The sequence below is a fragment of the Halomonas lysinitropha genome, from assembly GCF_902500215.1.
In the GTDB taxonomy this organism is placed as follows: Bacteria; Pseudomonadota; Gammaproteobacteria; order Pseudomonadales; family Halomonadaceae; genus Halomonas; species Halomonas lysinitropha.
The window spans coordinates 284574-308650 of the sequence record NZ_CABVOU010000027.1 but is presented as its reverse complement, the minus strand read 5'-3'; the positions used below and the strand labels follow the sequence as shown (position 1 = coordinate 308650).

Here is a 24077-nt window from a genome sequence, read left to right as displayed (position 1 = left end):
TCGTCTCTCGTCGAAAAACCGCACTTAGCGCACGCTATCCAGCCAGCCCAGTCCCTCTCGGGTGCCCGCCCTGGGCTTGTACTCGCAGCCGATCCAACCCTGATAGCCCAGGCGATCGAGGTGCGCGAACAGAAAGGGATAGTGGATCTCGCCGGTGCCTGGCTCATGGCGGCCCGGGTTGTCGGCCAGCTGGACGTGGGCGATGCGATCCAGGTGTTTCTCGATGGTCGGGGCCAGATCCCCTTCCATGATCTGCATGTGATAGATATCGTACTGCAGCTTCAGGTTTCGGCTTCCCACCTCGTCGAACAGCGCCAGGGCCTGCCCGGTGCGGTTGAGGAAGAAGCCCGGGATGTCGCGGGTATTGATCGGCTCGGCAATCAACAGAATGTCGGCGGCCTCGAGTTTCTCGGCGGCGAAACGCAGGTTCTCGACCAGGGTCTTGCGCGCCTCGACGTCGCTGACGCCCTCCGGCTGGATGCCGGCCAGGCAGTTGACCTGAGTGTTGCCCAGGCCCCGGGCGTACTCGATGGCGCGATCGACGCCGGCGCGGAACTCCTCGACGCGGTCCGGGTGGCAGGCGATGCCGCGCTCGCCAGCACCCCAGTCGCCGGCCGGCAGGTTGAACAGCACCTGGACCAGGCCATTGTCGTCGAGGCGCTGCCTGATCTCGGCGGCTTCGAAATCGTACGGGAAGAGGTACTCCACACCCTTGAAGCCGGCCTCGGCGGCGGCCTGGAAGCGGTCGAGGAAGTCGACCTCGGTAAACAGCATACTGAGATTGGCGGCAAACTTGGCCATGTGAATCTCCCGGTGTCTTCTGGTGTATATCAACGTACGTTTCGTACCGCCCGGGCGCCGGTCCGACCAGCTGCCCGGGAAGCGGCCGCCCTCAGCGCAGGGCAGCGATGGAGCTGGGCGCGTCGGCGACGTTCTCGGCCAGTTCCTCGAACTCATTGATGCCGGCCAGGTCGGTGCCCATGGAGATGTTGGTCACTCGCTCGAGGATCACCTCGACGACCACCGGCACGCGGTGCTGCTGCATCAGCTCTCGGGCCTGCTCAAAGGCCGGGCCGATCTGGTCGGGCTCGGTGACACGGATCGCCTTGCAGCCCAGGCCCTCGACCACGGAGACATGGTCCACGCCGTAGCCGTTGATCTCCGGGCAGTTGATGTTCTCGAAGGACAACTGCACCTGGTAGTCCATGTCGAAGCCGCGCTGGGCCTGGCGGATCAGCCCCAGGTAGGAGTTGTTCACCAGCACGTGAATGTAAGGCAGGTTGAACTGCGCGCCCACGGCCAGTTCCTCGACCATGAACTGGAAATCATAGTCGCCGGAGAGCGCGACGATCTCGGTGTCCGGGTCGGCACGGCGCACCCCGAGGGCTGCGGGGATGGTCCAGCCCAGCGGGCCCGCCTGGCCGCAGTTGATCCAGTGTCGCGGCTTGTAGACATGCAGGAACTGGGCACCGGCGATCTGCGACAGGCCGATGGTGCTGACGTAGCGGGTATTCTTGCCGAACGCCTTGTTCATCTCCTCGTAGACGCGCTGCGGCTTGACCGGCACGTTATCGAAGTGGGTCTTGCGCAGCAGGGTGCGCTTGCGCTCCTGACACTCCTCGGCCCAGTCGCGGCGATCCTTCAGCCGGCCCTCGGCTTGCCACTCCTTGGCCACCTCGACGAACTGCTCGAGGGCCGCCCTGGCGTCGGAGACGATGCCGTAGTCCGGGCCGAAGATGCGCCCGATCTGGGTCGGCTCGATGTCCACATGGACGAACTTGCGCCCCTTGGTGTAGGTATCCAGCGCCCCGGTGTGGCGGTTGGCCCAGCGGTTGCCGATCCCCATCACGAAGTCGGACTCGAGCAGGGTCGCATTGCCGTAACGGTGCGCAGTCTGCAGGCCGACCATGCCCGCCATCAGCTCGTGGTCGTCGGGGATGGTGCCCCAGCCCATCAGGGTCGGGATGACCGGCACGCCGGTGATCTCGGCAAATTCGGTGAGCAGCTCACTGGCGTCGGCGTTGATGATGCCGCCCCCGGCCACCAGCAGCGGCTTGTCGGCCTCGTTGAGCATGGTCATCGCCTTCTCGATCTGGGCGCGGCTGGCGGAAGGCCGGTAGGCCGGTAGCGGCTCGTAGGTGTCCGGATCGAACTCGATCTCGGTCATCTGCACATCGATAGGCAGGTCGATCAGCACCGGACCAGGGCGCGAGCTACGCATGACCTGGAAGGCCTGCTGGAAGGCGCGCGGCACCTGAGCCGGCTCCAGTACGGTGATGGCCCACTTGGTGACCGCACCGGCGATGGCCTTGATGTCCACCGCCTGGAAGTCCTCCTTGTGCAGCTTGCCGGTCGGTGCCTGGCCGGTAATGCACAGGATCGGGATGGAGTCGGCGATGGCCGAGTACAGCCCAGTGATCATATCGGTACCGGCCGGCCCGGAGGTGCCGATGCACACCCCGAGGTTGCCCGGCTGAGCGCGGGTGAAGCCCTCGGCCATGTGCGAGGCCCCTTCGACATGACGCGCCAGGACATGGTCGATACCCCCGAGCTTGCGCATCGCGGCATAGAAGGGATTGATGGCGGCACCCGGCACCCCGAAGGCGACATCGATGCCTTCCTTGCGGAGCACGTGAACGGCGGCTTCAGCGGCAGTCATGCGCGTCATGACGATTCCTCCTGTGAGGGGATTATTGTTTTTGAAAAATATTTCTGTATACAGAGGCTAGGCATCCCGCCGCGCGTCGTCAACAATTCATGGAAAATATTTCCACTTAATTTGGAATAATAAAATACCCAAGCCATTTCATTGGCTTGGGTTACTGAAAAACATACAGAAATCCAGTTTCTCACGTCAGGCCGAGCGCCGACCTCAGTAGTCCCCAGAGGCGAATCAGGGACGCTTTCGTATCCAATGCCCAAGCACCGAGCCACAGCAGCGCTTCGCCGATCCCACACCCGCTGGCACGCACGTGTGCGTTGATCATCTCCACCGGGAGTCTTGCCGGGTCAGCCCCGGGGCAGGCGACAGCTGTCCACGTTGCGCGAACAGCTAAGACTTTCTCCCACCTAGATGCCGCCGGACTTCCGGCCATCGGGGGTCTCGGAGCCGCCGAGACGCATGCCTGAAGAGCATAGGCTTGCGTTTCATCCGCAGGGCCGGGGCTTCGGTGACCGGAGATCATGGCCCCGGGGGATAGGCTGCCAGCAGGCGTTGGGCGGCTATATCGGTCAGGGTTTAAGGCTGCATACCTCAGAACCCCTTGGCCCGACCGCGGGGTCGGGCCGGCTGGGGCTTGTCGCACTTGAGGAACTGGCCATAGCCCGGCTCGCCGCTGGGCCGACCATCCCTCGAGACCACCTGTCCCCGGCAAAGCGTCAGCACTGGCTTGCCGGTGAGTTCCACGCCCTCGTAGGGGGTGTAGTCGACGGCGTGGTGCAGGTCGGCATTGCGGATGGTGGTGCACGCAGCGGGGTCCCACAGCGTCAGGTCGGCGTCGCTGCCGATGGCGACGGTGCCCTTCTGCGGATAGAGGCCGTAGATCTTGGCCGGGTTGGTCGCAGTCAGGGCCACGAAGCGCGTCGGGTCGATGCGCTCCTTAACCACGCCCTCGGAGAACAGGATCGAGAGCCGCGTCTCGAGACCCGGGATACCGTTGGGTATGTGCTCGAAGCTGGCCGACTCGCCGTGCAGCTTCTTGCCCTGAGGATCGTCGAAGCGAAATGGCGCGTGATCGGATGAGAAGACCTGGAATACCCCGCTCTCCAGTGCCTGCCAGACCGCCTCCTGAGCCGCCTTGTCACGGGGTGGCGGGCTGCACACGCACTTGGCCCCCTCGAAACCTTCCTGGTCAAGGTCAGAGGCCGTCAGTATCAGGTACTGGGGGCAGGTCTCGCCATAGACGCGCAGACCGCGCCCCTGAGCCCAGCGGATCTGCTCGATGGCCTCGGGTCCGGACACGTGCACGATCAGCAACGGGACGTCGATAAGCTCCGCCAGCGAAATGGCCCGGTGAGTCGCCTCACGCTCGGCGATCGCCGAATGCGCCACGCCATGGTAGAACGGCGACGTCTGTCCCTGGGATTCGAGCAACTCGGTCAAGTAGGCGATGCAGTCGGCGTTCTCGGCATGCACCATCACCATGCCGCCCTCGCGCCGCGCCATGGCCAGCACGTTGAGCACCTCGCGATCGTTGAGCTTGAGGTCGTCGTAGGTCAGGTAGATCTTGAAGGAGCTGTAACCCTCGTTGATCAGCGCCGGTAGCTCCTCCTTGAGTACCGTCTCGGTGGGATCGGTGACGATCATGTGGAAGGCGTAGTCGATGAAGGCCTTGCCGTCGCTGCGCCGGTGGTAGTCCTCCACGGCGGCGCGCAGGCTCTGGCCCTTCTGCTGGGCGGCGAAGGGGATCACCGTGGTGGTACCTCCCGCCGCCGCCGAGCGGGTGCCGGTCAGGAAGCCGTCGGCCATCACCGCCCCATCCCCGAGCGGCTGGTCCAGATGGCAGTGGGCATCGATGCCGCCCGGCATCACCCACCGCCCCCGGGCGTCGATGATCTCGTCGGCCTCCCCCAAGGCCTGGCCCAGGGCGACGATGCGCCCATCCTTGATGCCGATATCGGCATCGTAACTGTCAGCCGCAGTGATGATGCGGCCATTGGTGATCAGGATATCAAAACGCGTCATGTCCATTACCTTGTCGTTGTTGCCGGAAGCTAGCCCATGGCCTCGGGCAGCCACATCACCAGGCCGGGCCAGAGAATGATCAGCAGCACGAACAGCAACATGATGGCCAGGAAAGGCAGACTGCCGACCATCACGTCGGTGATGGAGCCACGGCCGCGCACGCCCTGGACCACATAGAGGTTCATGCCGATCGGCGGGGTGATCAGCGAAATCTCCATCATGATCACCAGGAAGATGCCGAACCACACCGGGTCGAAGCCGAACTGCACCACCATCGGCACCACGATGGGTACAGTGGCGATCATCATCGACAGCGTCTCGAGGAAGCAGCCCAGCACCAAGTAGAAGATCACCAGTGCCAGGATCAGCCCCAGCGGCGAGAGCCCCAGGTCGGCGACCCACTGGGTCAGGGTGTGAGGAATGCCGAGGATGCCGACGATATAGTTGAGGAAGAAGGCCGCCACGATGATCAGCATGATCATCGCCGTTGTGCGTGCCATCGACAGGAAGCACTCGTGCAGCATCTTCCATGTCAACTTGCGGTTCCAGGCGGCCAGCCCCAGGGCCGCGATGACGCCCAGGGCGGCCGCCTCGGTGGGTGTCGCCCAGCCGCTGTAGATGCTGCCGATAACGATGGCGAACACGAAGGCCGGGGGCAGCAGATCCACCAGCGAGGCGAGCCGCTCACGAAAGGTCGAGCGCTCGGAAGCCTGGCCCACTAGCCCCGGTCGCAGCAAGCTGAACGCCATGATGGTCAGCATGAAGGCCCCCGCCAGTGCCACACCCGGGAGTATTCCCGCGATGAACAGCTTGCCGATGGAGGTGTTGGTGATGGCACCGTAGATGATCATGTTGATGCTGGGTGGAATCAGGATGCCCAGGGTCGCACCAGCCGCCAGGGTGCCGAGCGCCAGCCGCTCGCTGTAGCCACGCTCGGCGAAGGCCGGCAGCGCCACGGTGCCGATGGTGGCCGCTGTGGCCACCGAAGAGCCCGACATGGCAGCGAAGACCGAGGATGCCCCGATATTGGTATGCAGCAGCCCGCCCGGCATGCGGTCGAGCCACACCGACAGTGCACTGTACATGCGCTCGGTAATCCCGCTGCGAAGGAGCAATTCTCCGAGCAGGATGAAAAGTGGAATCGCCGTCAGGATAAAGTCGTTGAGGGTCCCCCAAAGGGTATCGCCGAAGGAGTAGAGGAGCGGCGTACCCAAATACATCAGGGTACCCAGGGTGGCGATGGTGAAGATCGCCACGGCCACGTGGATACCGACCGCCATCATCCCCAGCATGATGAAGAAACCGACCATGACCTCGAAGGCACCGATCATGACTCTGCCCTCCCCGGCTCGGCGGTGATGCCGCTGCCATAGTCCTTGCGAGCCTCGTCCAATTCATCATCGGCAGAGCGCGGACCATACTCCCGGTCCAGCATCGCCAACTGGCCGGTGGCCAGTAGTTTCAACGCTCTACCGGCCAGCAACACCGTCAATACGGTGAAGACGCCAAGCCCGATCACCCACAGGCCCTGTGGGATCCACAATGGCGTCTGCAGCGGTGTACTGGCCAGGCTACCGAACTCCAGAGTCTCCTTGAGTGTCTCGACGGCGCGCCACAGCATGAAGACCGAGAAGGCCGCCAGCATCAGAATGGCCAGGGTGTTGAGCGGAGCCTGCAGCCACCTGGGCAGGTGTGTCAGCAGTACGTCGACTCGAGTATGGGCGCGATGCAATAGCGCATAGGCAAAGCTGAAGGAGACGCCGATAGCCAACACGTAGCCTCCGATCTCATCGACGCCTTGCAGCGAGAAGTTGAACAACTTGCGGGCCACCACCTCGAAGGTGATCAGCAGCGAGAGACCGAGTGACGCATAGCCGGCGGATATAGCGGCGCCGTGCGCCAGCCGCCTGGCGAACAGATAGGGGGACGGTGAAGACATCGTGATTCTCCCAAGGCGCTCCGGCCGATCCGTGCCGTCCGGAGCGCGCTAGCAGCATTACTCGGAAATGGTCATGCCGGCGGCTTCACCCACCGTCTCGTTCCAGACTTCGACGCAACCCTCGTACTGCTGGCTGCAGGTCTCGGCCCACACGGGGAGGACCTCTTCCTGGGTGATTGTCTCCACCAATTCACGAGAGGCCGGGTCGATCTCCACCATCGCCATGTCGTAGGCCTCATGACGGGAGCAGCTGTCCTGCCCGGTATTGCAGGCGATAGCATCGTCATTGACACCATAGGCCAGCTCCCACATCTGCTCCTCGAGCCGGGCAAAGGCCTCGGTCAGCGCCTGCTGCTGCGACTCGTCGAAGCGGTTCCAGGTATCCAGATTCATGAAGTGGCCCTGGACCGAGTAGGAGAGTGGCAGAGGCACGAAGGTATCGGTCACCTCGGGCCACTTGCCGTTGTTGCCGGCTGAGGGGGCGGTGACGCCGCAATCGGCCACGCCACGCTGCAGCGCCAGATAGACTTCGCTGAACTGCAGGGTCACCGGGGTCGCACCGAGCCCTTCTACCAGGCGGGACATGGAAGGAGTGAAGACACGCACCTTCTTGCCGGAGAGGTCACCGACGTCATCGATGTCGCCGTTACAGAACATCATCTGCGGACCGAAGGGCCACAGTGTCATCAGCTTGGCGTTGAAACGCTCCTTCAGGCGTGCATCGAAGGCATCACGCACGGCATCGATAGCCTCACGCTGGGTATCCAGATCCGGCGACACCCCGGCCAGGTCGATGCCCTCGAAAAAAGGCTCGTCACGGGAGGCCATGCCGATCTGCACCGACATGACGTCGAAGGCACCGGAACGGATGTTGCGAAGGGCATCGGCGGCTTCCACGCCGATGGCATCCATGGTGTTGTAGACCACTGTCAGGTCGTCACGAGCATTCAGCTCCTGGAAGAAGGGACGTTCGACCTCATCCACGTGCAGCTTGTTGCCCGAGAAGTTGCCAACCACACGCAGCGTGGTCTCCGCCTGGGCCAAGCCCCCGGCCGCAATGCCGCCCGCGAGCGAAACGCTGAGTGCCAGGGCCTTGAAGGGTGTCTTGATGGACATGGTGTCACCTCGTCTTAGACTTTGTTGTGGGTGTTACATCGGTAATCGAGCGTCCGTGTCGTCAGGCGCCGAGGCGCGGGTCCTGAAAAAGCTGCCCCCAGCCCTTGACTCGAGCGGGGTCGACTCCAGTCAACGCAAGCGTTTTCCATACCGTGACGCTGACCGAGTCATATATCGGAATGCCAAGCTCCCGCTCCAGGGCCGGCACGATTCCAGCCCCGCGCAGGTTAGTGCAGAGAAGGGTGATCGCCTGGGGGGCATCACGGGCGACTTCGCGAACCATCTCCGCGAGGGTCTGCTCGTCATAGTCGGAGAACGAGAAGTTGCCCTTGTCGTTGAGGTGCCGCTCGCTCACCACCTCGACCCCCTCCGAGGCATAGTTGGCCACAATGGCCGACTGGATATCGTCAAGATAGGGAGTCACCAGCCCCAGGCGAGTCACCCCGGTGCGCTCAAGCACCTCGTTGAGTGCCAGCACGCTGGTAGTGGCCTGAACGCCGGTGGCTTCTGTAATGGCGGCGCACAATCGGCGATCAGCCGAGAACCCCATCCAACTGGCGGAGGTGCCGTTCCAGGCAATGACATCCATGCGGGCATCGTTGAGCAGCCCGGCGGCCTCTAGTAGCGGCGCCGGGTCAAACTGAGCCAGTGCCTCGTCACGCAGGGAGATCTCACGGACAGTGAAGCGTTGAAAATGGGCAGTGACCTCGGGAAAAAGGTCACTCAACAGCGCCGCGGTAAAGGGCTCCAGCACGGTATTCGAGGACGGTGTCAGCATGCCGATCAGGGTGCGTTCCATGGGCGCTCCAGGATTGTTCTTGATATTCTGTATACTGTATCCAATCTACGGATATAGCCTTGCACAGGATGGCAACTTTGCAACCCCATCCGGGCATACCACCGCATATTTATGCAAAATTTAACAATCAACTTGCTGATTTTAAAAGAATAAAAAAAATTCGGTATTTTGTATTTTGTATTTCTATTGATCCTGTTCTAGGGTTAAGACAGTCGCCCTGCTCCGGCAGGCGGCCTTCCAGCCACTCGTGGAACCAAGAGGATTTCTGCATGACAACAACAACAGTACTTGCCCGACGCACCGCCGCAGCACTGCTGGCCCTGGGTCTAGGGACTCCGCTGATGGCCAGCGCAGAGAATCTGCGCTTCGGTGGCAACTTCACCGACGATCACTCCAGCAGTCGCGCCATGGAGATGTTCCAGGAAGCCCTGGCCGAACGCACTGACGGTGATCTGACCGCCCAGCTGTTCCCCAACATGCAGCTCGGTGGCGCTGGCGAGAATGTCGATCAGGTCAGCACGGGTGCCATCGCCGGTACCTGGATCGGAATCTCATATCTGTCGCGCACGGTGCCTGAGCTAGAGGCCTTGAGCCTGCCCTTCGCCTTCGATAGCCGCGAGGAAGCCTTCGAGCTTATAGACGGCGAAGTGGGTGAGATGCTCGACGAGAAGCTAGCCGAGAAGGGCTTTACTGCCCTGGGCTACATGGAGCTGGGCTTCCGTCACGTAACCAATAACGAACGTCCCATCGAGTCCATCGAGGACTTCGAGGGCCTGAAGATCCGCCTGCAACCCAACGAGACCCACCTGGACACCTTCCGCGCAATCGGTGCGAACCCGGTATCAATGGACATCAATGAGGTATACGGGGCACTGCAGCAGGGCGTCCTGGATGGCCAGGAGAACCCCTACAGCATCATCAGCACCAAACGGCTGGACGAGGTGCAGCAGTACCTATCCGACAGCGGGCACTTCTATGACTTCATTGTGGTAGTAGCCAACCGCAGCACCTTCAATGGACTGAGCGACGAGCAGCAACAGGCAGTTCTTGAATCCATGGACGAAGCCGTGGCCTGGCAGCGGCAGACCGCTGCAGAGGAGGATCAAGCTGCACGAGAAACCCTGATCGAACGAGGCATGGAGTTCACCCCCATCAGCGACGAGACCCGTGCCGAACTGCGCAAAGCCAGCCAAGTCGTGGTGGACGATCTGCGCGAGAAGATCGGTGCCGAGATCGTTGATCAGGTTCTCGAGGAGCAGGCGTCGTGACACCTGCATGGAACCGGCTGGGGGCAACCGCCTCCAGCCCCTTCAAGCGTTCTTTCCTGCGCGGACTGATAATCCTGGATCGCAGCTCGTACTACGCGATTCTTGTGGCGATGGGCATGATGACGCTGCTCGTGTCAGCCCAGGTATTCAGCCGCTATGTTCTGTCGAGTTCCATCGACTCTGCCGATGAGCTTTCGCGGCTGTTCTTCGTATGGGCGATCTTCCTGGCCATTCCCCACGGCATTAAGGTCGGTATCCACGTGGGCATCGATGCCCTGGTGACTCATTTTCCGGAGTTCCTTCAACGCCGGCTCGCACAGCTGATGTCCTGGGTAGGTGCCGCCATGATGGCCGCACTGTTCTGGATCAGCATCGGTGCCGTGGCCAGCAAGTGGCAGGAGATGATGCCGACCCTGCCGGTCACTGCCGCCCTCTTCTATATTGCTGTGCTGGTCTGCGCAGCACATAGCTGCCTGCATCTTGTGGCTCAGGCCCTGGGCCTGGAGCCGCTACCCAGCGCCCCGGAACGTCACGGAGGAACCCCGTCATGACGCCGGCCATCATCTTCACCTTCTTGAGCTTCGCGCTGTTGCGCATGCCCCTGGCCTTTGCACTGGGCGTCGCTTCTCTGGTCGGCCTCCATGTCGGCGGCTTGGACTTCTCGATACTGCCTCAGCGCATGATGCACTCGGTCAATAGCTTCCCGCTGATGGCCATCCCATTGTTCATGTTGGCAGGCGAGCTGATGGTGGCGGCGGGCATACTTCAGCGCCTGGTGGACTTTGCCAACTCACTGGTGGGCCGCGTGCACGGTGGGCTAGCCCACGTGGCTATCGTCGCCGGCATGGTGCTCGCAGCAGTGAGCGGGGCCGCCGTCGCCAGCGCCAGTGCCCTGGGCAGCTCGCTGGTGCCGTCCATGCGCCAGCAGTATGGCACCGGCTACAGCAGTGCGGTGGTAGCTTCGGCGGCAAACCTTGGCGCCATCATCCCGCCGAGTAATGCCATGATCGTCTACGCCCTGATGGCTGGCTCCTCAGTCTCGGTTGGTGGTCTGTTCATGGCAGGTGTGGTGCCGGGCATCATCCTGGCGCTTGGCTTCATGGGGCTGGCCACCTTTATCTCCATGCGGCGCCGATATCCACTGGTCGGCGGCGAGCTCGGTCTTAAGCATGTGCTGATTCAAACCTGGCGCGCTCTGCCGATACTCCTGATGCCCTTCGTGGTGGTCGGCGGCATTGTTGCCGGGGCCTTCACTCCTACCGAGGGAGCGGCGATCGCTGTGGTGTACGCCTTGCTCATAGGCTTCTTCGTGACACGCCAGTTGCGCCTCAGTGACCTGCCACGGGCAATGTTCAATGCCGCTGTCACCGCCGCCATGGTAGGCGCGCTGATAGCCTTTGCCTCGACCATGACCTTCGCTTTTACTCTCGACCTGATTCCCATGCAGTTGACTAGCTGGCTTCAGGACTTCACTCAAGATCCGCTGGTATTCCTGCTGCTAGTGATGGTGCTACTGATCGGGGTGGGGATGTTCATCGAGTCCAACGCAGCCTACATCATGCTGGTGCCGCTGCTTGCCCCAATCGCGCTCACCTACGGAATTGACCCGCTTCTGTTCGGCTTCCTGTTCGTGATGAACCTGGTAGTGGGCATGATGACGCCTCCGGTGGGGGTGCTGCTGTTCGTGATGTGCGGCATCTCCCGGATCAGCCTCAACGAGCTCATGAAGAGTGCATGGCCCTTCATCGCCTTCCAGTACGCCATGCTGTTTGCCTGCATCGCCTTCCCGGGCATCGTCACCTGGCTTCCCCGCGCCTTGGGCTATTGAGCCGACCTACATAATCATAACGATTGAAGGAAAACGCCATGAAACTCCTGGTCATCAACCCCAACATTTCAGGCGATGTGACCGATCTGATCGAGTCCGAGGCACGCCGTAGCATCCGATCGGGGACCGAACTGACCATGGCCACCGCTCCGTTCGGGGTGGCCTATATCGAGACGCGAGCCGAAGCACAGATCGGCGGCTATGCCGCCATGCAAATTGCCGCCGAGTGCCATGCTGACCACGACGCAGTGGTAGTCGCTGCCTTCGGCGACCCCGGCCTCTCCGCCTTGCGAGAGATCCTGAGGATTCCGGTCGTGGGAATGACCGAAGCAGCCCTGGTCAGTGCCTGCCAGGTCGGCAGCCGGTTCTCCGTCATTGCCATCTCCCAGCGCATTCAGGCCTGGTATCGGGAGACCATTGCAGCCTGCGGGTTCAGCGACCGCCTGGCCAGCATTCGTGCCCTGGACGAGCCGCTGGCGCACATAGGACGGATCCAGGAGGACCAGGGCGAGAGACTGGTTGCCCTGGCGGAACGCGCCGTACAGGATGATGGCGCCGATGTATTGATCCTCGCCGGTGCCCCGCTGGCGGGGCTGGCCCGCAGCGTAGCCAGCCGCCTGCCGGTACCCGCCCTTGACGGTGTCACCTGCGCCCTGCACCAGGCTCAGGCACTGGTTGACCTCGGCGCCGCCCCCCCCACCGCTGGCAGCTTCGCCCTGCCTCCCGAGAAACCCTGCAAGGGACTTCCCGTGGCGTTGGCACGCCTGGTCGGACGAGATATTGCCAGGTCTGTGACTCCGGTCGGCTGATTGTGTATTTACCAAGTGTTCGGAGACAATCACTGCGTCTCCCCAGCAAAGAAGAATGGATGACATGACGATGGAAGGAGCGGCCCTGCTCGGGCGAAGACGCATCACGACCCCCTCACTGGCCGAGGAGGCATACCAGGCGCTGCATGACCTGATCGTTCACGGGCGCCTGGCACCAGGTCAGCGGCTGATCGAGCCGGAACTGTGCGAACAACTCGGTATTTCCCGCACACCGCTGCGCGAAGCCCTGAAGATGCTGGCTACCGATGGCCTGGTGACTCTGAGGCGCAACCGCAACGCTCAGGTATCGCTGATCGACTCTCAGGAGCTGGAGCACCTCTTCGAGGTGGAAGCCGGTATCGAGAGCCTGGCAGCGAGCCTTGCCGCTCAACGCATGACGAATACCGAACTCAAGCGACTGGAGACACTGCAGGAGCGCCTGGAGCGCCTGCTGGAGAAAGGAGATCGGAATGCCTACTTCGAGCTCAACCAGCGAATTCACGGTCTGATCGTGGCCGGTGCCAAGAACCCAGTCCTCACAGAGACCCACCGAAGCCTGCTGGGGCGGCTAGAGCGAGCACGCTACCTGGCCCTGGATCGCCTTGGCCGCTGGAGCGAATCTACCCAGGAACATCGCCAAATCCTTGAGGCCCTCAAGGTCCGGGACAGTGACCAGGCACGACGCCTGCTGGCCGATCATGTGCAGCATACCGGCGATGCAATCGCCGCCATCAATCGACCGCTTCCCTGACCTCGCGGCAAGACGCCCTCCTTTATGGAGCGTACAAGATGCCAGCTCCTTGGGCCCTCGGCTTCCACCGATGGGCACTTATACCAGGGTCACGCGAACCGCCAGCGGATGCTCGTCGCAGTTGTTCCCTTCGCCGCCGCGGTCGACCACCAGGAACTCCCCTTTCCGCTCCAGCACCGACTGGATGGCGTGCCAGGTGCCGGCACGGTAGTTGACCCCCTGGCGACCGTCGGTGACGAAGGCGCGCACCTCGGCGGGATCAATCTTGTCGCCCGATGGTGCAACAACTACCACAAACCTTTCTTCATGGAGCGGCATAAAGGCCTGGCTGCCCAGCGGATGGCGCTCCAGGAAGTCTAGCTCCAGCGGTATCTCCACCGGCTGGCTGACGAAGATGCTGATCAGCGTCCGCGCGCCCTCCCCCAGGGTCTCGACCGTCGCCAGGTCGTGATAGCGCCGGGTGCGCCCGGCGTTGATGGGAAACCAGTCTGCCGTTCGCGTATCGATGACGTCGCCGAAGGGGGCGAAGGCCTCGGCGGTCAGCGGCTCGGCTTTCAGTTCCAGCATGTCGACCTCCTAGCGACCACCAAGGCGCAGCTTCGGGTGGCGATTGACGTCCTTGTAGAGCAGGTAGCGGAAGGGGCCCGGGCCACCGGCGTAGCAGGCCTGGGGGCAGAAGGCGCGCAACCACATGAAGTCACCAGCCTCGACCTCTACCCAGTCCTGGTTGAGGTGGTAGACCGCCTTGCCCTCCAGCACATAGAGGCCGTGCTCCATGACGTGGGTCTCGTCGAAGGGAATCACCGCGCCGGGCTGGAAGGTGACGATATTGACGTGCATGTCATGGCGCATGTCGGCCGGGTCGACGAAGCGGGTGGTGGCCCAGCGCCCCTCGGTGTCGGGCATCTCGTTGAGCGCGATATCATTCTCGTTGACCACGAAGGCCTCGGGCACCTCGATGCCTTCGACCCGCTCGTAGGCCTTGCGCACCCAGTGGAAGCGCACCGGGGAGTCGGCCTCGTTCCTGAGCTGCCAGTCACTGCCCGGCGGGAGGAAGGCGTAGCCACCGGGCTGCATCTGATAGCGCTCGCCGGCCACCGTCAGGGTCATCTCGCCCTCCACCACGAAGAGCACGCCCTCGGCCTCGGGGTCGGGCTCGGGGTGTTCGCTGCCGCCACCGGGGGCGACCTCCATGATGTACTGGGAGAAGGTCTCGGCGAAGCCGGAGAGCGGGCGTGCCAGCACCCACAGCCGGGTGCCCTCCCAGAACGGCAGATTGCTGGTGACGATGTCGCCGAAGACACCCTTGGGGATGACGGCATAGGCCTCGGTGAACACCGCCCGGTCGGAGAGCAGCTGGGTCTGGGGCGGATGGCCGCCGGCGGGGGCATAGTAGGTACGTTGGTTCATGGGGCGTCCTGAAAAACGTTGGGGCCGAAAGCCCGGATTTGTACGAGTGACCCGCAAAGGTCAGGGCGAGAGGCGCCGGGTGCAGGCTGAAGAGGGGGTCCTATGCCAGGGATGGCATCGGTAGCGCCCAGGGAGGGGTTCACAGCGCCCCCTCGCAAGCCTGTCGCCGGATCAGCCTCGAGCGGTACGGCTGCTCAAGGGAGTCAGCTACCCGGCGCCGGATGATGCTTCGCCCAATGGCGAGCGATATCCACACGGCGCGCCACCCAGACCCGGTCGTGGGCCTCGATATGGTCGAGGAAGCGCTGCAGGGCACGAAAGCGACCCGGCCGGCCCAGCAGGCGACAGTGCATGCCCACCGAGAGCATCTTCGGCGACTCCTCGCCTTCGGCATAGAGCACATCGAAGGCGTCGCGCAGGTAGGTGAAGAAGTGATCAGCAGTGTTGAACCCCTGGGGGGCGGCGAAGCGCATGTCATTGCTGTCCAGGGTATAGGGCACGATCAGATGATCATGCTCACGGCCCTGGCTGTCCGCCTGGCGGGTCCAGAACGGCAGGTCGTCGCCGTAATAGTCGCTATCGTAGAGGAAGCCGCCCTCATCGAGCACCAGCCGCCGAGTGTTGGGGCTGTCGCGACCGGTGTACCAGCCCAGCGGCTTTTCGCCATAGAGGCGCTGGAAGATCGCCATCGCCTTCTTAAGGTGCTCACGCTCGATCTCTTCTGGCACCTCCTGGTAGTGGATCCAGCGATAGCCGTGACAGGCGACCTCGTGGCCCAGCTCCCTGAAGGCATGGGCCACCTCGGGGTGGCGCTCCAGGGCCATGGCCACGCCGAACACCGTGAGCGGCAGGCCGCGGCGCTCGAACTCGCGCAGGATGCGCCACACTCCGGCCCGCGACCCGTACTCGTAGATCGACTCCATGCTCAGATGGCGATCGGGGAAGGCGGGGGCACCGATGATCTCGGAGAGGAACTGCTCGGAGCCCTCATCGCCATGCAGCACGCAGTTCTCGCCGCCTTCCTCATAATTGAGCACGAACTGCACGGCGATCCTCGCCCCACCCGGCCAGTTGGCGTGGGGCGGAGTGCGGCCGTAACCGACCAGGTCGCGGGGATAATCGGTCGAGGGAACGTGCGTCATGGCTGAGCTTCCTGATTGTTCTGGCGCCTTACACCGACGGAACGCCGGGACGTGGCATAACGTGTATACAATGAAAAGATAGAGTGTGCTCACTCAGTCCGCAACCCTCCAGCAAAGTCCAAGCCGACGTGGGTCAGGGTTGGGTCCTGGAAACCTCTTATTGTATACATTATTGATGGGTTTTTGTCTTCACTTGAGGTGGAATCGTGTGCCATTGCCGGTTGCTGCTTGCGGTGACATTTCTGAAGAATGCTCATGAAAACGCTAAATTATTAATTTTAAAGAATATTTTTTATATTCCAGGTTGTATTTCCGCACTTGCAGACTGTGCCCTCGGGAGCTATTTTGTGTACAAAGATAAAATTTATTGTCCACGAAGCTAACCTCCGAGAGCCCTCACCATGCATATCCGCGTCATCAACCCCAATACCACTGCCGGCATGACGGCCACGATCGGCGAGGCGGCGAGCCGCATCGCTTCCCCCGGCACCCGCATCTCTGCGCGCCATCCCGACCATGGGCCGGTCTCCATCGAGAGCCACTTCGACGAGGCCGTCAGTGCAGTCGGCGTGCTCGAGGAGGTGCTGGCCGGCGAGCGGGAGGGCGCGGATGCCTACGTGATCGCCTGTTTCGGCGACCCCGGTCTGCTGGCCGCTCGCGAGTTGACCCGCGCACCGGTGATCGGGATCGCCGAAGCCGCCTTCCATATGGCGACGCTGATCAGCACCCGCTTCTCCATCGTCACCACTCTGGGACGCACCGGCATCATCGCCGAGCACCTGCTGGAGCAATACGGTTTTCACCAGCACTGCCGGCGGGTGCGCGCCGCGGAGATCCCGGTGCTGGACCTGGAAGCGGATGATGACGCGGCCCTGAACCGCATCATTGACGAGTGCCGACAGGCCCGCGACGAGGACAACATCGGCGCCATCGTGCTGGGCTGCGGCGGCATGGCCGACCTGACCGACACCATCAGCCGCGAGGTCGGCCTGCCGGTGGTCGAGGGGGTAACCGCCGCCGTCAAGCTGGCCGAGGCCCTGGTCGGTCTGGGGCTTTGTACCAGCAAGCATGGCGACCTCGCCTTCCCCCGGCCCAAGCCCTTCACGGGGCGCTTCGAAGGCTTCTCCCAGTTGACGCCGCAGCGCTGAACGGCACGCTTCGTGCATCAATAGCCGTAACGAACAACCAGAACGCATCGCGCCACCGGCGCGTGCCACGCCGCAAGCCTTCCACGGCAGCCCCCTGCCGGAAGACAACCACAAGCACAGAAACGACTTGCGAGGACATCACCATGACTCATCCCACTCCCGACAGCACGACCGCGGCCGCGGGGATCGCCGCTGCCCCTTCGCCCACCAGCGACAAAAGCACCAAGGCTCCGGGTCAGGAGAGCCTGGCTCCCCAGCAGACCCGAATCATGGGCCGGCCCTCCTATTTCCTGGCCTGGTTCGGCGGCTGCGTCTCCATCGGCACCTTCGCCATGGGCTCCAGCGTGGTCGGCACCTTGAACCTGATCCAGGCCACCCTCGCCATCGCCATCGGCTGCTTTGTTATCGGCATTGCCCTGGCCATCAACGGGGCGGCCGGCTACAAGTACGGCATCCCCTTCATGGTCCAGGCGCGCAGCGCCTTCGGCTTTGCCGGCACGCGCATCCCCGGGCTGGTGAGGGCAGTGCCCGCGGTGGTCTGGTACGGCTTCCAGAGCTGGATCGGTGCCGGCGCCCTGAACATGGTCTCGGCCACCCTGTTCGGCTTCGACAACCTGGTGTTCTACTTCATCGCCTTCCAGTTCCTGCAGATCGGCCTGTCGGTGATGGGTTTTCAGGGCATCAAGTGGCTGGAGAACATCGGCAGCGCCTTCATCCTTGCCTCGCTGATGTACATGTTCTACGCCACGGTGCAGCGCTACGGTGACGAGCTCTCCGCCAGCCTGCTGACCATGGAAGGCTCCTGGGGCATGCCCTTCTGGGGCGCGACCATGCTGTTCTTGGGCATTTACAGCACCATGATGCTCAACGTCAGCGACTATTCCCGCGAGCACAAGCACGGCACCGGCCCAACGCTGCTGACCACCATCTACGCCATGTCGATCCTGCCCTGCACCCTCTTCATGGGCCTGATCGGCTACATGGTGTCCGAGGCCACCGGCACGGCTGACCCCATCCAGGTGTTCGCCAACGCCGTGGACAACACCCCGCTGCTGATGACCACCCTGCTGTTCATTGCCTTCGCCCAGGTCACAACCAACGTACTCAACAACGTGGTTCCGCCGACCTATGTGCTGATGGACGTGTTCAAGCTGAAGTTCCCGGTGGCCACAGTGATCGTCGGTCTGCTGGCCTTCGCCACCTTCCCCTGGAAGCTGGTGCAGCCCGAGTCCGCCGCCGGCCTGCAACTCTTCGTGCAGACCTACTCGGCCTTCCTCGGCCCGATCTTCGCCATCCTGGTGGTCGACTACTACATCATCCGTCGCCGCACCCTGGACATCGGCAAGCTGTATGACGAGACCGGCCCCTACCAGGGCGTCAACTACGCCGCATTGATCGCCACCCTTGTGGGCATCGCCGCTGCCCTATCGTTCTCGGCTGTTTCCTGGTACGCCAGCTTGATACCGGCCGGCCTGACCTATTTCCTGCTGATGAAGCACTGGACCCCCTGCCAGCGCTTCCGTCAGTAAGCCCGACACGAAGGCTCGACCGAAGCCGGTCGAGCCCCTTCCACAACAATGACAATGGTGACTTCGATGAAAGAGAGCGAGCTGGATATCCAGAACATCGACCCCACGCTCTATAACGAGGACCTGGCGCCGCTGAAGCACAGGGACCGCAGCTGGGGCGCCTTCGAGATCTTCAACGTCTGGTCCAACGACATCCAGAGTCTGTTCGGCTACACCCTGGCGGCCTCGCTGTTCCTGACCTACGGGCTGAACGGCTGGGCGGTGATGGCGGCCATCATCCTTGCCGGCGTGATCGTGATGTACCTGGTCAACCTGACCGGCAAGCCCAGCGTGAAGTACGGCATCCCCTTCCCGGTGATGGTGCGCGCCAGCATGGGGGTGCGCGGCGCCAATCTGCCGGCGATGCTGCGGGCCATCATCGGCATCTTCTGGTACGGCGTGCAGACCTACTTCGCCTCCACGGCCGTGGCCCTGCTGATCACCGCCTTCGTCGGTGACGGCGACGGCAGCACCTTCCTGGGCCTCTCCGCCGTGGCCTGGGTCTCGTTCGTGATCGTCTGGCTATTCCAGATCGCGATCTTCTGGCAGGGCATCGAGCGCATCAAGCACTTCCTCAACTGGGCCGGCCCACTGGTCTACGTGGTGATGGTGGTGCTGATGATCGTGGTGTGGTTCCAGGCCGGCAGCGAGCTGCTCCCCGCGGTGAGCACCATCTTCAGCGCCGATACCGAACGCTCCGGCAGCGCGGTGGGTGCCTTCCTCGCCATCGTCGGCACCATGGTCGCCTACTTCGCCGCGGTAGTGATCAACTTCGGCGACTTCACGCGCTTCGTGAAGACCGAACGCCAGATGAAGCTCGGCAACCTGCTTGGGCTGCCGCTCAACGTCGCCTTCTTCTCGTTCATCGCCCTGATCATCACCGCCGGCACCCTGGTGCTGTTCGGCGACGCCCTGACCAACCCGGCGGACATCGTCGAGAGGGTCGACTCCCTGCCGCTGACCATCGTCGCGGCGCTGACCTTCTTCGCTGCGACAGTGGGCATCAATCTGGTGGCCAACTTCATTCCCCCCGCCTATGACCTGGCCAATCTCTTTCCCAGCAAGATCAGCTTCAAGGTGGGTGGGCTGATCACCGCCGTACTGGCCTTCTTCGTCGGCGCCCTCTGGGTCTCGCTGATCAGCCAGATTGGCGTGCCCGGGTTCGTCAATGCTCTGGGTGCGGTCATCGCTCCCTTCTACGGCATCATCGTGGTGGACTACTACCTGGTGAAGCGCCAGCACCTGGACATGCAGGAGCTGTTCTCCTCCGCACCGGGCAGCGCCTACTACTACGTCAAGGGCTGGAACCGGCGCGCACTCATGGCCTTCGGCGGCGCCGCCCTGTTCTCGATTTCCACCGTGCTGGTGCCGGCGCTTTCCGGCCTCAATGGTTACGGCTGGATGATGGGGGCTGCTCTGGGCGGGCTCTTCTATTATGGCCTGATGTCGAGCCAGCGGTCGGTCAGCATAGCCCGCGACGCCTGAGACGCATCCGCCCTGACGACACGCCCCGAGCGATGGCCCGGGGCGTGTCGTTTCCTGCAATCTGCCGCTGTACTGGCGCATCTCCTCCGGGACCACCGGGTGTACCAGAGAGGCGAGAGAGGGACCCCCGCCTGGCCGGACATCGCCTCAGCCGGAGAAGATCCGATGGAGGTCCGGCGCCTCCGCTTCCTCCTCGACGATGGAAAGCGAGGCCTCGATGGCCTTGAGATGGCGTCCCATGAAGGCCTGGGCGCGTTCACCGTTGCCGGCCTCCAGGTGGCCGATCAGGTCGTCGTGATCATGGGACTCGCAGCCCAGGTGGCCGGGGTTGCCATAGACGGCCAGGATCAGCGAGGAGCGCGAGCAGAGCCGCTCGACGAAGTCGGCCAGAGTGGCATTGCCGGATATGCGCGCCAGGCGGGCGTGAAAGTCCGCGGAGAGCCGGATCGCCGTGCTCTGCTCACCGGACTTCAAGGCCTGGCGCTCGCGCCGGGCCATGTCGCGGAGCTCGCGCAGGTCCTCCTCGGTGATGCGCCGGGCGACCTCCGGCATCAGGCCGCACTCGACCATCTGGCGGGCGTCGAACACATCCTTGGCCTCGTCGGCCGTGGGCCGGGTCACGCTGGCCCCGCGGCGCGGCGTCAGCGTGACCAGCTGCTCCAGGGCCAGGCGCTGGAGGATCTTGCGGATGCCGGTACGGCTGATGCCGAAGACCTCGGCCAGGGCGTCCTCGCGCAGGCGTGCCCCGGGGCGCAGGCGATGCTCGATGATGGCGTCGCTGATCGAGCGGTGAATCTCATCGTGGCGCTCGGCACCGTCCCCGTTCTTGCCCGGTCGACTCGTGCCGCCGCGTTCGGCAACCGTCTGGCGCTGGTTCATCGAGTCACATCCTCCCCTGATCGTTACCGGCATGCATATTCATTGTATACATATCGGCGGCCTGCCGGCGACCGGTCGACTCACTCCTCCCAGGCAGCGATGATCGCGCGCTCCTCGTCGGTCATCCCGGTCATGTTGCCCAGCGGCATATAGCCACTCGCCACTACCTCCTTGATGTTCGCCTGCTGAGCTTCGAGCTGTTCAAGAGTGTCATAGGCCATGCCGGCCGGCGGCGCATTGAAGCCCGGCTGGGTCGGTTCACGGGAATGGCAGGTCACGCAGCGCGCCTCGATGATCTCGTGCACCTCCCCCAGTTCGGGGGCCACTGAGGCCGTGGAATTGGCCTGGCCACCGCCGGAGGGGGCCGCAATCCAGAAGGCCACCAGAAGCAGCGCCACCCCTGCCGCCGGATAGGCCGGACGCCTATGCCCGGCATGCATCAGCACAAAGTACTGGCGGATCAGGGCACCGGCAAAGATGAACAACGACATGATCACCCAGGCCAGCTCATGGGAGTAGGCGAAGGAGTAGTGGTTGCTGATCATCAGCAGCACCACCGGCAGGGTGAAGTAGGTGTTGTGCACCGAGCGCTGCTTGCCACGCTTGCCGTCCAGGGGATTCGGCGTCTCGCCGGCCTTCATCGCCTTCACCATGCGGCGCTGACCGGGAATGATCCAGAAGAAGACGTTGGCCGACATGGCGGTGGCCATCACCGCACCGGTAAGCAGGAAGGCGGCACGCCCCGAGAAGATCTGGCTGCTCAGGTAGGCCACCACCACCATCATCACCGCCACGGCGATGCTCAACAGGCCGTCGCGCTGCATGTCGGGGCTGATGCGCTTGCACAGCTCGTTATAGATCACCCAGCCGGCCAGCAGGAAGACCAGGGCCATGATGTTGGCCTGCCAGCCACTCATGTTCGCCGCCCAGGACCAGTCACTGCCCGGGTTCACCAGGTAGAAGCTCGGGTTGACCATGTAGAGGATGACGAACAGGCCAAAGCCGGTGAGCCAGGTGGTATAGGCCTTCCAGAACGACCAGTGAAGGTCCTCGGGCAGCTTGTCGGGAGCGCTGGCATACTTCTGGTTATGGTAGAAGCCGCCGCCGTGCACCGCCCACATCTCGCCGAAGACGCCCTTCTCCCGGTCCTCGATGGCCTTGGGCGTGCGCAGGCTGTTGTCCAGCATCACGAAGTAGATCGACTCGCCGATCCAGGCGATGGCGGCGATGACGTGCAGCCAGCGCAGCATGAAGTTGGTGAAATCCAGCAGGTAGGCTTGCATGAGGGCCTCGTCAAGCGTCTTGTTATGGGCGTATCGGGAGGGGAGGCCCCTCAGCTTCCACGGTAGGTGGAGTAGCCATAAGGCGAGAGCAGCAGCGGCACATGATAATGCTGGCCGGCATCGGCCACGCCGAAGCGCAGCGGGATCAGGTCGAGGAAGCGCGGCTCTTCGGCCTCGACGCCGCGTGCGCGCAAGTAATCACCGGCGTGGAAGAGCAGTTCGTACTCGCCGGTGGCGAAGTCCTCTCCCTCCAGGAGGGGGGCATCGCAGCGCCCGTCATCGTTGGTGACGAGCTCCTTGAGCCGGGTGCGATTCTCGCCCTCGAGGCGGAAGATCTCGATGCGGATGCCCTGGCCGGGGCGGCCCTCGGCGGTGTCCAGCACATGCGTGGTCAGGTATCCCATGGGGGTGCTCCTTTGCGTGTCGGTAGGTGCCTGGCGCTGCCCTTGGCGGGCAGGCATCATGAAATCCACACTGAAGACAGTTTTAGCCTCTATCGGACTACATTTCAAAGGTTTTTTGTATACACTTTGCGGTAAGGCACCGAAATCCCTCGATGCCCCCTCACGGCCTGCCCGCCGCTGCGTGCACCGTCAGGCCGCCACACCAAGCAGAGGAGTCTCCAGGATGACCGACAAGATCCTCATACCACGCCCCAGCCAGCTCGACCAGCAGGCCTTCGTGGCCCACTACGGCGACATCTACGAGCACTCTCCCTGGGTCGCCGAGCTCGCCTGGCAGCGCGGCCTGTCGCCCGCCGAGGACACGCCTCAGGGACTGGCCGAGGCGATGGGGGCCGTGCTGCGCGAGGCCAGCCCCGAACGCCAGCTCAAGGTGATCCGTGCCCACCCGGACCTCGCCGGCAAGGCGGCGGTTGCCGGCGAGCTGACCGACGACTCTACCCGCGAACAGGCCGGCGCCGGCCTCGACCAGTGCACGCCCGAGGAGATGGCCCGCTTCGAGCGCCTCAATGCCGCCTACAAGGCGAAGTTCGGCTTCCCCTTCGTGATGGCCGTCAAGGGCAGCGACCGCCATGCCATCCTCGCCGCCTTCGAGGCACGCCTGCCCAACGACCCGGCCGAGGAGCGCCGCACCGCCATCGAGCAGATCAACCGCATCGCCCGCTTCCGTCTCGAGGCACGTCTCGGCTGAGAGAAGCTCTTCCAGCACGATCGACATTCGCGCCGGACAGCCGTTTCGTACAGGCGGCGTGTCGATCTACACTTCAAGTGAATCTTTCCCGTCAGGAGAGCCATCATGTTCCGTGATCGCCTCGATGCTGCCGAGCGCATCGCCCAGCGACTCTCTCATCTGAAGGGGCAGGACCCCCTGATCCTGGCCATCCCGCGGGGCGCGGTACCCATGGGCCGGCTGATCGCCGATGCCCTGGAGGGTGATCTGGACGTGGTGCTGGTGCGCAAGATAGGAGCACCGGGCAACCCGGAATTTGCCGTCGGCGCGGTCAGCGAGGATGGCAGTGTGGCGCTGAAAGAGACGGCGCAACACTTCCGTGAGGAGGCGGTAACTCGCGAGACGCAGAAGCAGAAAGCGTTGCTCGAGGAGCGCCGCCAGCGCTACACCCCGGTTCGGGCACCTATCGACCCCAAGGGGCGTATCGTGGTGGTGGTAGATGATGGCAGCGCAACCGGGGCTACCATGGAGGCGGCCCTGAGCACACTTCACTCACGGAAGCCGCAGAAGCTGATAGCCGCCATGGGCGCGGCACCGCCCGATACGGTGGAACGGCTCGAATCCCTGGCCGATGAGGTGGTCTGTCTGGAGGTTGACCGGGACTTTCGTGCCGTGGGGCAGTTCTTTGCCGAGTTCGGACAAGTAGAAGAGGAAGAGGTTATTGAACTGCTCGGCAGTGAACACGGCTGAGCTGGCCGAAATGGTGTCCACCAAAAGAACACGGGCGCCACTCGAAAGTGACAACCCGTGAATGCCGGCCGCAGCCAGCGCTTGCCA

General features: G+C 63.2%; 23 protein-coding genes. 10 read left to right on the top strand and 13 right to left on the bottom strand.

Annotated elements, in window-relative coordinates; all coding sequences use genetic code 11:
• Positions 1–24 precede the first annotated feature (24 nt).
• The 7 genes from hyi to HALO32_RS05920 all read right to left on the bottom strand — a co-directional run bounded on the left by hyi (position 25) and on the right by HALO32_RS05920 (position 8538).
• Positions 25–801 (bottom strand): hydroxypyruvate isomerase, encoded by a 777-nt coding sequence (hyi, locus tag HALO32_RS05950; RefSeq protein ID WP_151442855.1) that lies wholly within the window; start codon positions 799–801, stop codon positions 25–27.
• A 91-nt stretch (positions 802–892) separates the two neighbouring features.
• Positions 893–2668, bottom strand: coding sequence for a glyoxylate carboligase (gene gcl / locus HALO32_RS05945; protein ID WP_151442854.1), 1776 nt, complete (start codon positions 2666–2668; stop codon positions 893–895).
• A gap of 585 nt (positions 2669–3253) precedes the next feature.
• On the bottom strand, positions 3254–4738 hold the full coding sequence (hydA, locus tag HALO32_RS05940; RefSeq protein WP_225809778.1) for a dihydropyrimidinase: 1485 nt from the start codon (positions 4736–4738) through the stop codon (positions 3254–3256).
• The gene (locus HALO32_RS05935) at positions 4714–6015 is read right to left on the bottom strand and encodes a TRAP transporter large permease (RefSeq protein ID WP_151442852.1); all 1302 of its coding nucleotides are present in this window, start codon (positions 6013–6015) and stop codon (positions 4714–4716) included. Before HALO32_RS05935 ends, hydA begins: the two co-directional genes overlap by 25 nt.
• Complete coding sequence (locus HALO32_RS05930; protein ID WP_151442851.1) at positions 6012–6623, bottom strand: TRAP transporter small permease subunit; 612 nt, start codon at positions 6621–6623, stop codon at positions 6012–6014. Before HALO32_RS05930 ends, HALO32_RS05935 begins: the two co-directional genes overlap by 4 nt.
• Positions 6624–6680: 57 nt before the next feature.
• Positions 6681–7739: a TRAP transporter substrate-binding protein gene (locus HALO32_RS05925; RefSeq protein WP_192576448.1), complete on the bottom strand. Its 1059-nt coding sequence runs from the start codon at positions 7737–7739 to the stop codon at positions 6681–6683.
• A 61-nt stretch (positions 7740–7800) separates the two neighbouring features.
• A complete protein-coding gene (locus HALO32_RS05920) occupies positions 7801–8538 on the bottom strand; it encodes a maleate cis-trans isomerase family protein (RefSeq protein ID WP_151442850.1) in 738 nt (245 codons plus the stop codon).
• 269 nt (positions 8539–8807) lie between these two features.
• On the opposite strand from HALO32_RS05920, the gene HALO32_RS05915 reads away from it, so the two are divergent.
• From HALO32_RS05915 to HALO32_RS05895, 5 genes are all read left to right on the top strand, one after another.
• Entirely contained in the window at positions 8808–9806 is a 999-nt protein-coding gene (locus HALO32_RS05915; protein WP_151442849.1) for a TRAP transporter substrate-binding protein, read from the top strand.
• On the top strand, positions 9803–10357 hold the full coding sequence (locus tag HALO32_RS05910; protein ID WP_151442848.1) for a TRAP transporter small permease: 555 nt from the start codon (positions 9803–9805) through the stop codon (positions 10355–10357). Before HALO32_RS05915 ends, HALO32_RS05910 begins: the two co-directional genes overlap by 4 nt.
• Positions 10354–11634, top strand: a complete 1281-nt coding sequence (locus HALO32_RS05905) for a TRAP transporter large permease (protein WP_151442847.1) — start codon at positions 10354–10356, stop codon at positions 11632–11634. The genes HALO32_RS05910 and HALO32_RS05905 overlap by 4 nt, the downstream gene beginning before the upstream one ends.
• A gap of 38 nt (positions 11635–11672) precedes the next feature.
• Positions 11673–12443 carry an aspartate/glutamate racemase family protein gene (locus tag HALO32_RS05900; RefSeq protein ID WP_151442846.1) on the top strand — a complete coding sequence of 257 codons (771 nt, stop codon included), beginning with the start codon at positions 11673–11675 and terminating at the stop codon, positions 12441–12443.
• 64 nt (positions 12444–12507) lie between these two features.
• Positions 12508–13194 (top strand): GntR family transcriptional regulator, encoded by a 687-nt coding sequence (locus tag HALO32_RS05895; protein WP_225809776.1) that lies wholly within the window; start codon positions 12508–12510, stop codon positions 13192–13194.
• A gap of 78 nt (positions 13195–13272) precedes the next feature.
• Here HALO32_RS05895 and HALO32_RS05890 read toward each other — a convergent pair whose 3' ends face one another.
• From HALO32_RS05890 to puuE, 3 genes are all read right to left on the bottom strand, one after another.
• Positions 13273–13761, bottom strand: coding sequence for an ureidoglycolate lyase (locus HALO32_RS05890; RefSeq protein ID WP_151442845.1), 489 nt, complete (start codon positions 13759–13761; stop codon positions 13273–13275).
• Positions 13762–13770: 9 nt separating this feature from the next.
• Entirely contained in the window at positions 13771–14604 is an 834-nt protein-coding gene (locus HALO32_RS05885) for a bifunctional allantoicase/(S)-ureidoglycine aminohydrolase (RefSeq protein WP_151442844.1), read from the bottom strand.
• A 203-nt stretch (positions 14605–14807) separates the two neighbouring features.
• Entirely contained in the window at positions 14808–15746 is a 939-nt protein-coding gene (puuE, locus tag HALO32_RS05880; RefSeq protein ID WP_151442843.1) for an allantoinase PuuE, read from the bottom strand.
• A gap of 401 nt (positions 15747–16147) precedes the next feature.
• Between puuE and HALO32_RS05875 the strand changes: the two genes are divergently transcribed.
• The 3 genes from HALO32_RS05875 (at position 16148) to HALO32_RS05865 (ending at position 19947) form a co-directional block, all read left to right on the top strand.
• On the top strand, positions 16148–16894 hold the full coding sequence (locus HALO32_RS05875; RefSeq protein WP_151442842.1) for an aspartate/glutamate racemase family protein: 747 nt from the start codon (positions 16148–16150) through the stop codon (positions 16892–16894).
• A 143-nt stretch (positions 16895–17037) separates the two neighbouring features.
• A complete protein-coding gene (locus tag HALO32_RS05870; RefSeq protein ID WP_225809774.1) occupies positions 17038–18423 on the top strand; it encodes an NCS1 family transporter in 1386 nt (461 codons plus the stop codon).
• Between the two features lie 66 nt (positions 18424–18489).
• Complete coding sequence (locus HALO32_RS05865; protein WP_151442841.1) at positions 18490–19947, top strand: NCS1 family nucleobase:cation symporter-1; 1458 nt, start codon at positions 18490–18492, stop codon at positions 19945–19947.
• A 147-nt stretch (positions 19948–20094) separates the two neighbouring features.
• Here the strand turns inward: HALO32_RS05865 and HALO32_RS05860 are convergent, their stop codons facing one another.
• The 3 genes from HALO32_RS05860 to uraH form a co-directional block, all read right to left on the bottom strand.
• The gene (locus HALO32_RS05860) at positions 20095–20826 is read right to left on the bottom strand and encodes a GntR family transcriptional regulator (protein ID WP_151442840.1); all 732 of its coding nucleotides are present in this window, start codon (positions 20824–20826) and stop codon (positions 20095–20097) included.
• A gap of 80 nt (positions 20827–20906) precedes the next feature.
• Positions 20907–22109: a urate hydroxylase PuuD gene (locus tag HALO32_RS05855; protein WP_151442839.1), complete on the bottom strand. Its 1203-nt coding sequence runs from the start codon at positions 22107–22109 to the stop codon at positions 20907–20909.
• Between the two features lie 50 nt (positions 22110–22159).
• Positions 22160–22513 (bottom strand): hydroxyisourate hydrolase, encoded by a 354-nt coding sequence (gene uraH / locus HALO32_RS05850; RefSeq protein ID WP_151442838.1) that lies wholly within the window; start codon positions 22511–22513, stop codon positions 22160–22162.
• A 223-nt stretch (positions 22514–22736) separates the two neighbouring features.
• On the opposite strand from uraH, the gene uraD reads away from it, so the two are divergent.
• Positions 22737–23261 carry a 2-oxo-4-hydroxy-4-carboxy-5-ureidoimidazoline decarboxylase gene (uraD, locus tag HALO32_RS05845; RefSeq protein ID WP_151442837.1) on the top strand — a complete coding sequence of 175 codons (525 nt, stop codon included), beginning with the start codon at positions 22737–22739 and terminating at the stop codon, positions 23259–23261.
• Positions 23262–23366: 105 nt separating this feature from the next.
• Positions 23367–23990 (top strand): phosphoribosyltransferase, encoded by a 624-nt coding sequence (locus HALO32_RS05840; protein WP_151442836.1) that lies wholly within the window; start codon positions 23367–23369, stop codon positions 23988–23990.
• Positions 23991–24077 lie beyond the last annotated feature (87 nt).

What these genes read in the sequence shown, in the direction of transcription:
- HALO32_RS05870 (WP_225809774.1), top strand. Translation starts at nt 17,038, where the DNA reads ATGACTCATCCCACTCCCGACAGCACGACCGCGGCCGCGGGGATCGCC.
- puuE (WP_151442843.1), bottom strand. Translation starts at nt 15,746, where the DNA reads ATGACGCACGTTCCCTCGACCGATTATCCCCGCGACCTGGTCGGTTAC.
- gcl (WP_151442854.1), bottom strand. Translation starts at nt 2,668, where the DNA reads ATGACGCGCATGACTGCCGCTGAAGCCGCCGTTCACGTGCTCCGCAAG.
- HALO32_RS05855 (WP_151442839.1), bottom strand. Translation starts at nt 22,109, where the DNA reads ATGCAAGCCTACCTGCTGGATTTCACCAACTTCATGCTGCGCTGGCTG.
- HALO32_RS05875 (WP_151442842.1), top strand. Translation starts at nt 16,148, where the DNA reads ATGCATATCCGCGTCATCAACCCCAATACCACTGCCGGCATGACGGCC.
- HALO32_RS05860 (WP_151442840.1), bottom strand. Translation starts at nt 20,826, where the DNA reads ATGAACCAGCGCCAGACGGTTGCCGAACGCGGCGGCACGAGTCGACCG.
- HALO32_RS05930 (WP_151442851.1), bottom strand. Translation starts at nt 6,623, where the DNA reads ATGTCTTCACCGTCCCCCTATCTGTTCGCCAGGCGGCTGGCGCACGGC.
- HALO32_RS05905 (WP_151442847.1), top strand. Translation starts at nt 10,354, where the DNA reads ATGACGCCGGCCATCATCTTCACCTTCTTGAGCTTCGCGCTGTTGCGC.
- HALO32_RS05925 (WP_192576448.1), bottom strand. Translation starts at nt 7,739, where the DNA reads ATGTCCATCAAGACACCCTTCAAGGCCCTGGCACTCAGCGTTTCGCTC.
- HALO32_RS05890 (WP_151442845.1), bottom strand. Translation starts at nt 13,761, where the DNA reads ATGCTGGAACTGAAAGCCGAGCCGCTGACCGCCGAGGCCTTCGCCCCC.
- HALO32_RS05895 (WP_225809776.1), top strand. Translation starts at nt 12,508, where the DNA reads ATGACGATGGAAGGAGCGGCCCTGCTCGGGCGAAGACGCATCACGACC.
- uraD (WP_151442837.1), top strand. Translation starts at nt 22,737, where the DNA reads ATGACCGACAAGATCCTCATACCACGCCCCAGCCAGCTCGACCAGCAG.
- HALO32_RS05915 (WP_151442849.1), top strand. Translation starts at nt 8,808, where the DNA reads ATGACAACAACAACAGTACTTGCCCGACGCACCGCCGCAGCACTGCTG.
- HALO32_RS05920 (WP_151442850.1), bottom strand. Translation starts at nt 8,538, where the DNA reads ATGGAACGCACCCTGATCGGCATGCTGACACCGTCCTCGAATACCGTG.
- uraH (WP_151442838.1), bottom strand. Translation starts at nt 22,513, where the DNA reads ATGGGATACCTGACCACGCATGTGCTGGACACCGCCGAGGGCCGCCCC.
- HALO32_RS05885 (WP_151442844.1), bottom strand. Translation starts at nt 14,604, where the DNA reads ATGAACCAACGTACCTACTATGCCCCCGCCGGCGGCCATCCGCCCCAG.
- HALO32_RS05900 (WP_151442846.1), top strand. Translation starts at nt 11,673, where the DNA reads ATGAAACTCCTGGTCATCAACCCCAACATTTCAGGCGATGTGACCGAT.
- HALO32_RS05840 (WP_151442836.1), top strand. Translation starts at nt 23,367, where the DNA reads ATGTTCCGTGATCGCCTCGATGCTGCCGAGCGCATCGCCCAGCGACTC.
- HALO32_RS05935 (WP_151442852.1), bottom strand. Translation starts at nt 6,015, where the DNA reads ATGATCGGTGCCTTCGAGGTCATGGTCGGTTTCTTCATCATGCTGGGG.
- hyi (WP_151442855.1), bottom strand. Translation starts at nt 801, where the DNA reads ATGGCCAAGTTTGCCGCCAATCTCAGTATGCTGTTTACCGAGGTCGAC.
- HALO32_RS05865 (WP_151442841.1), top strand. Translation starts at nt 18,490, where the DNA reads ATGAAAGAGAGCGAGCTGGATATCCAGAACATCGACCCCACGCTCTAT.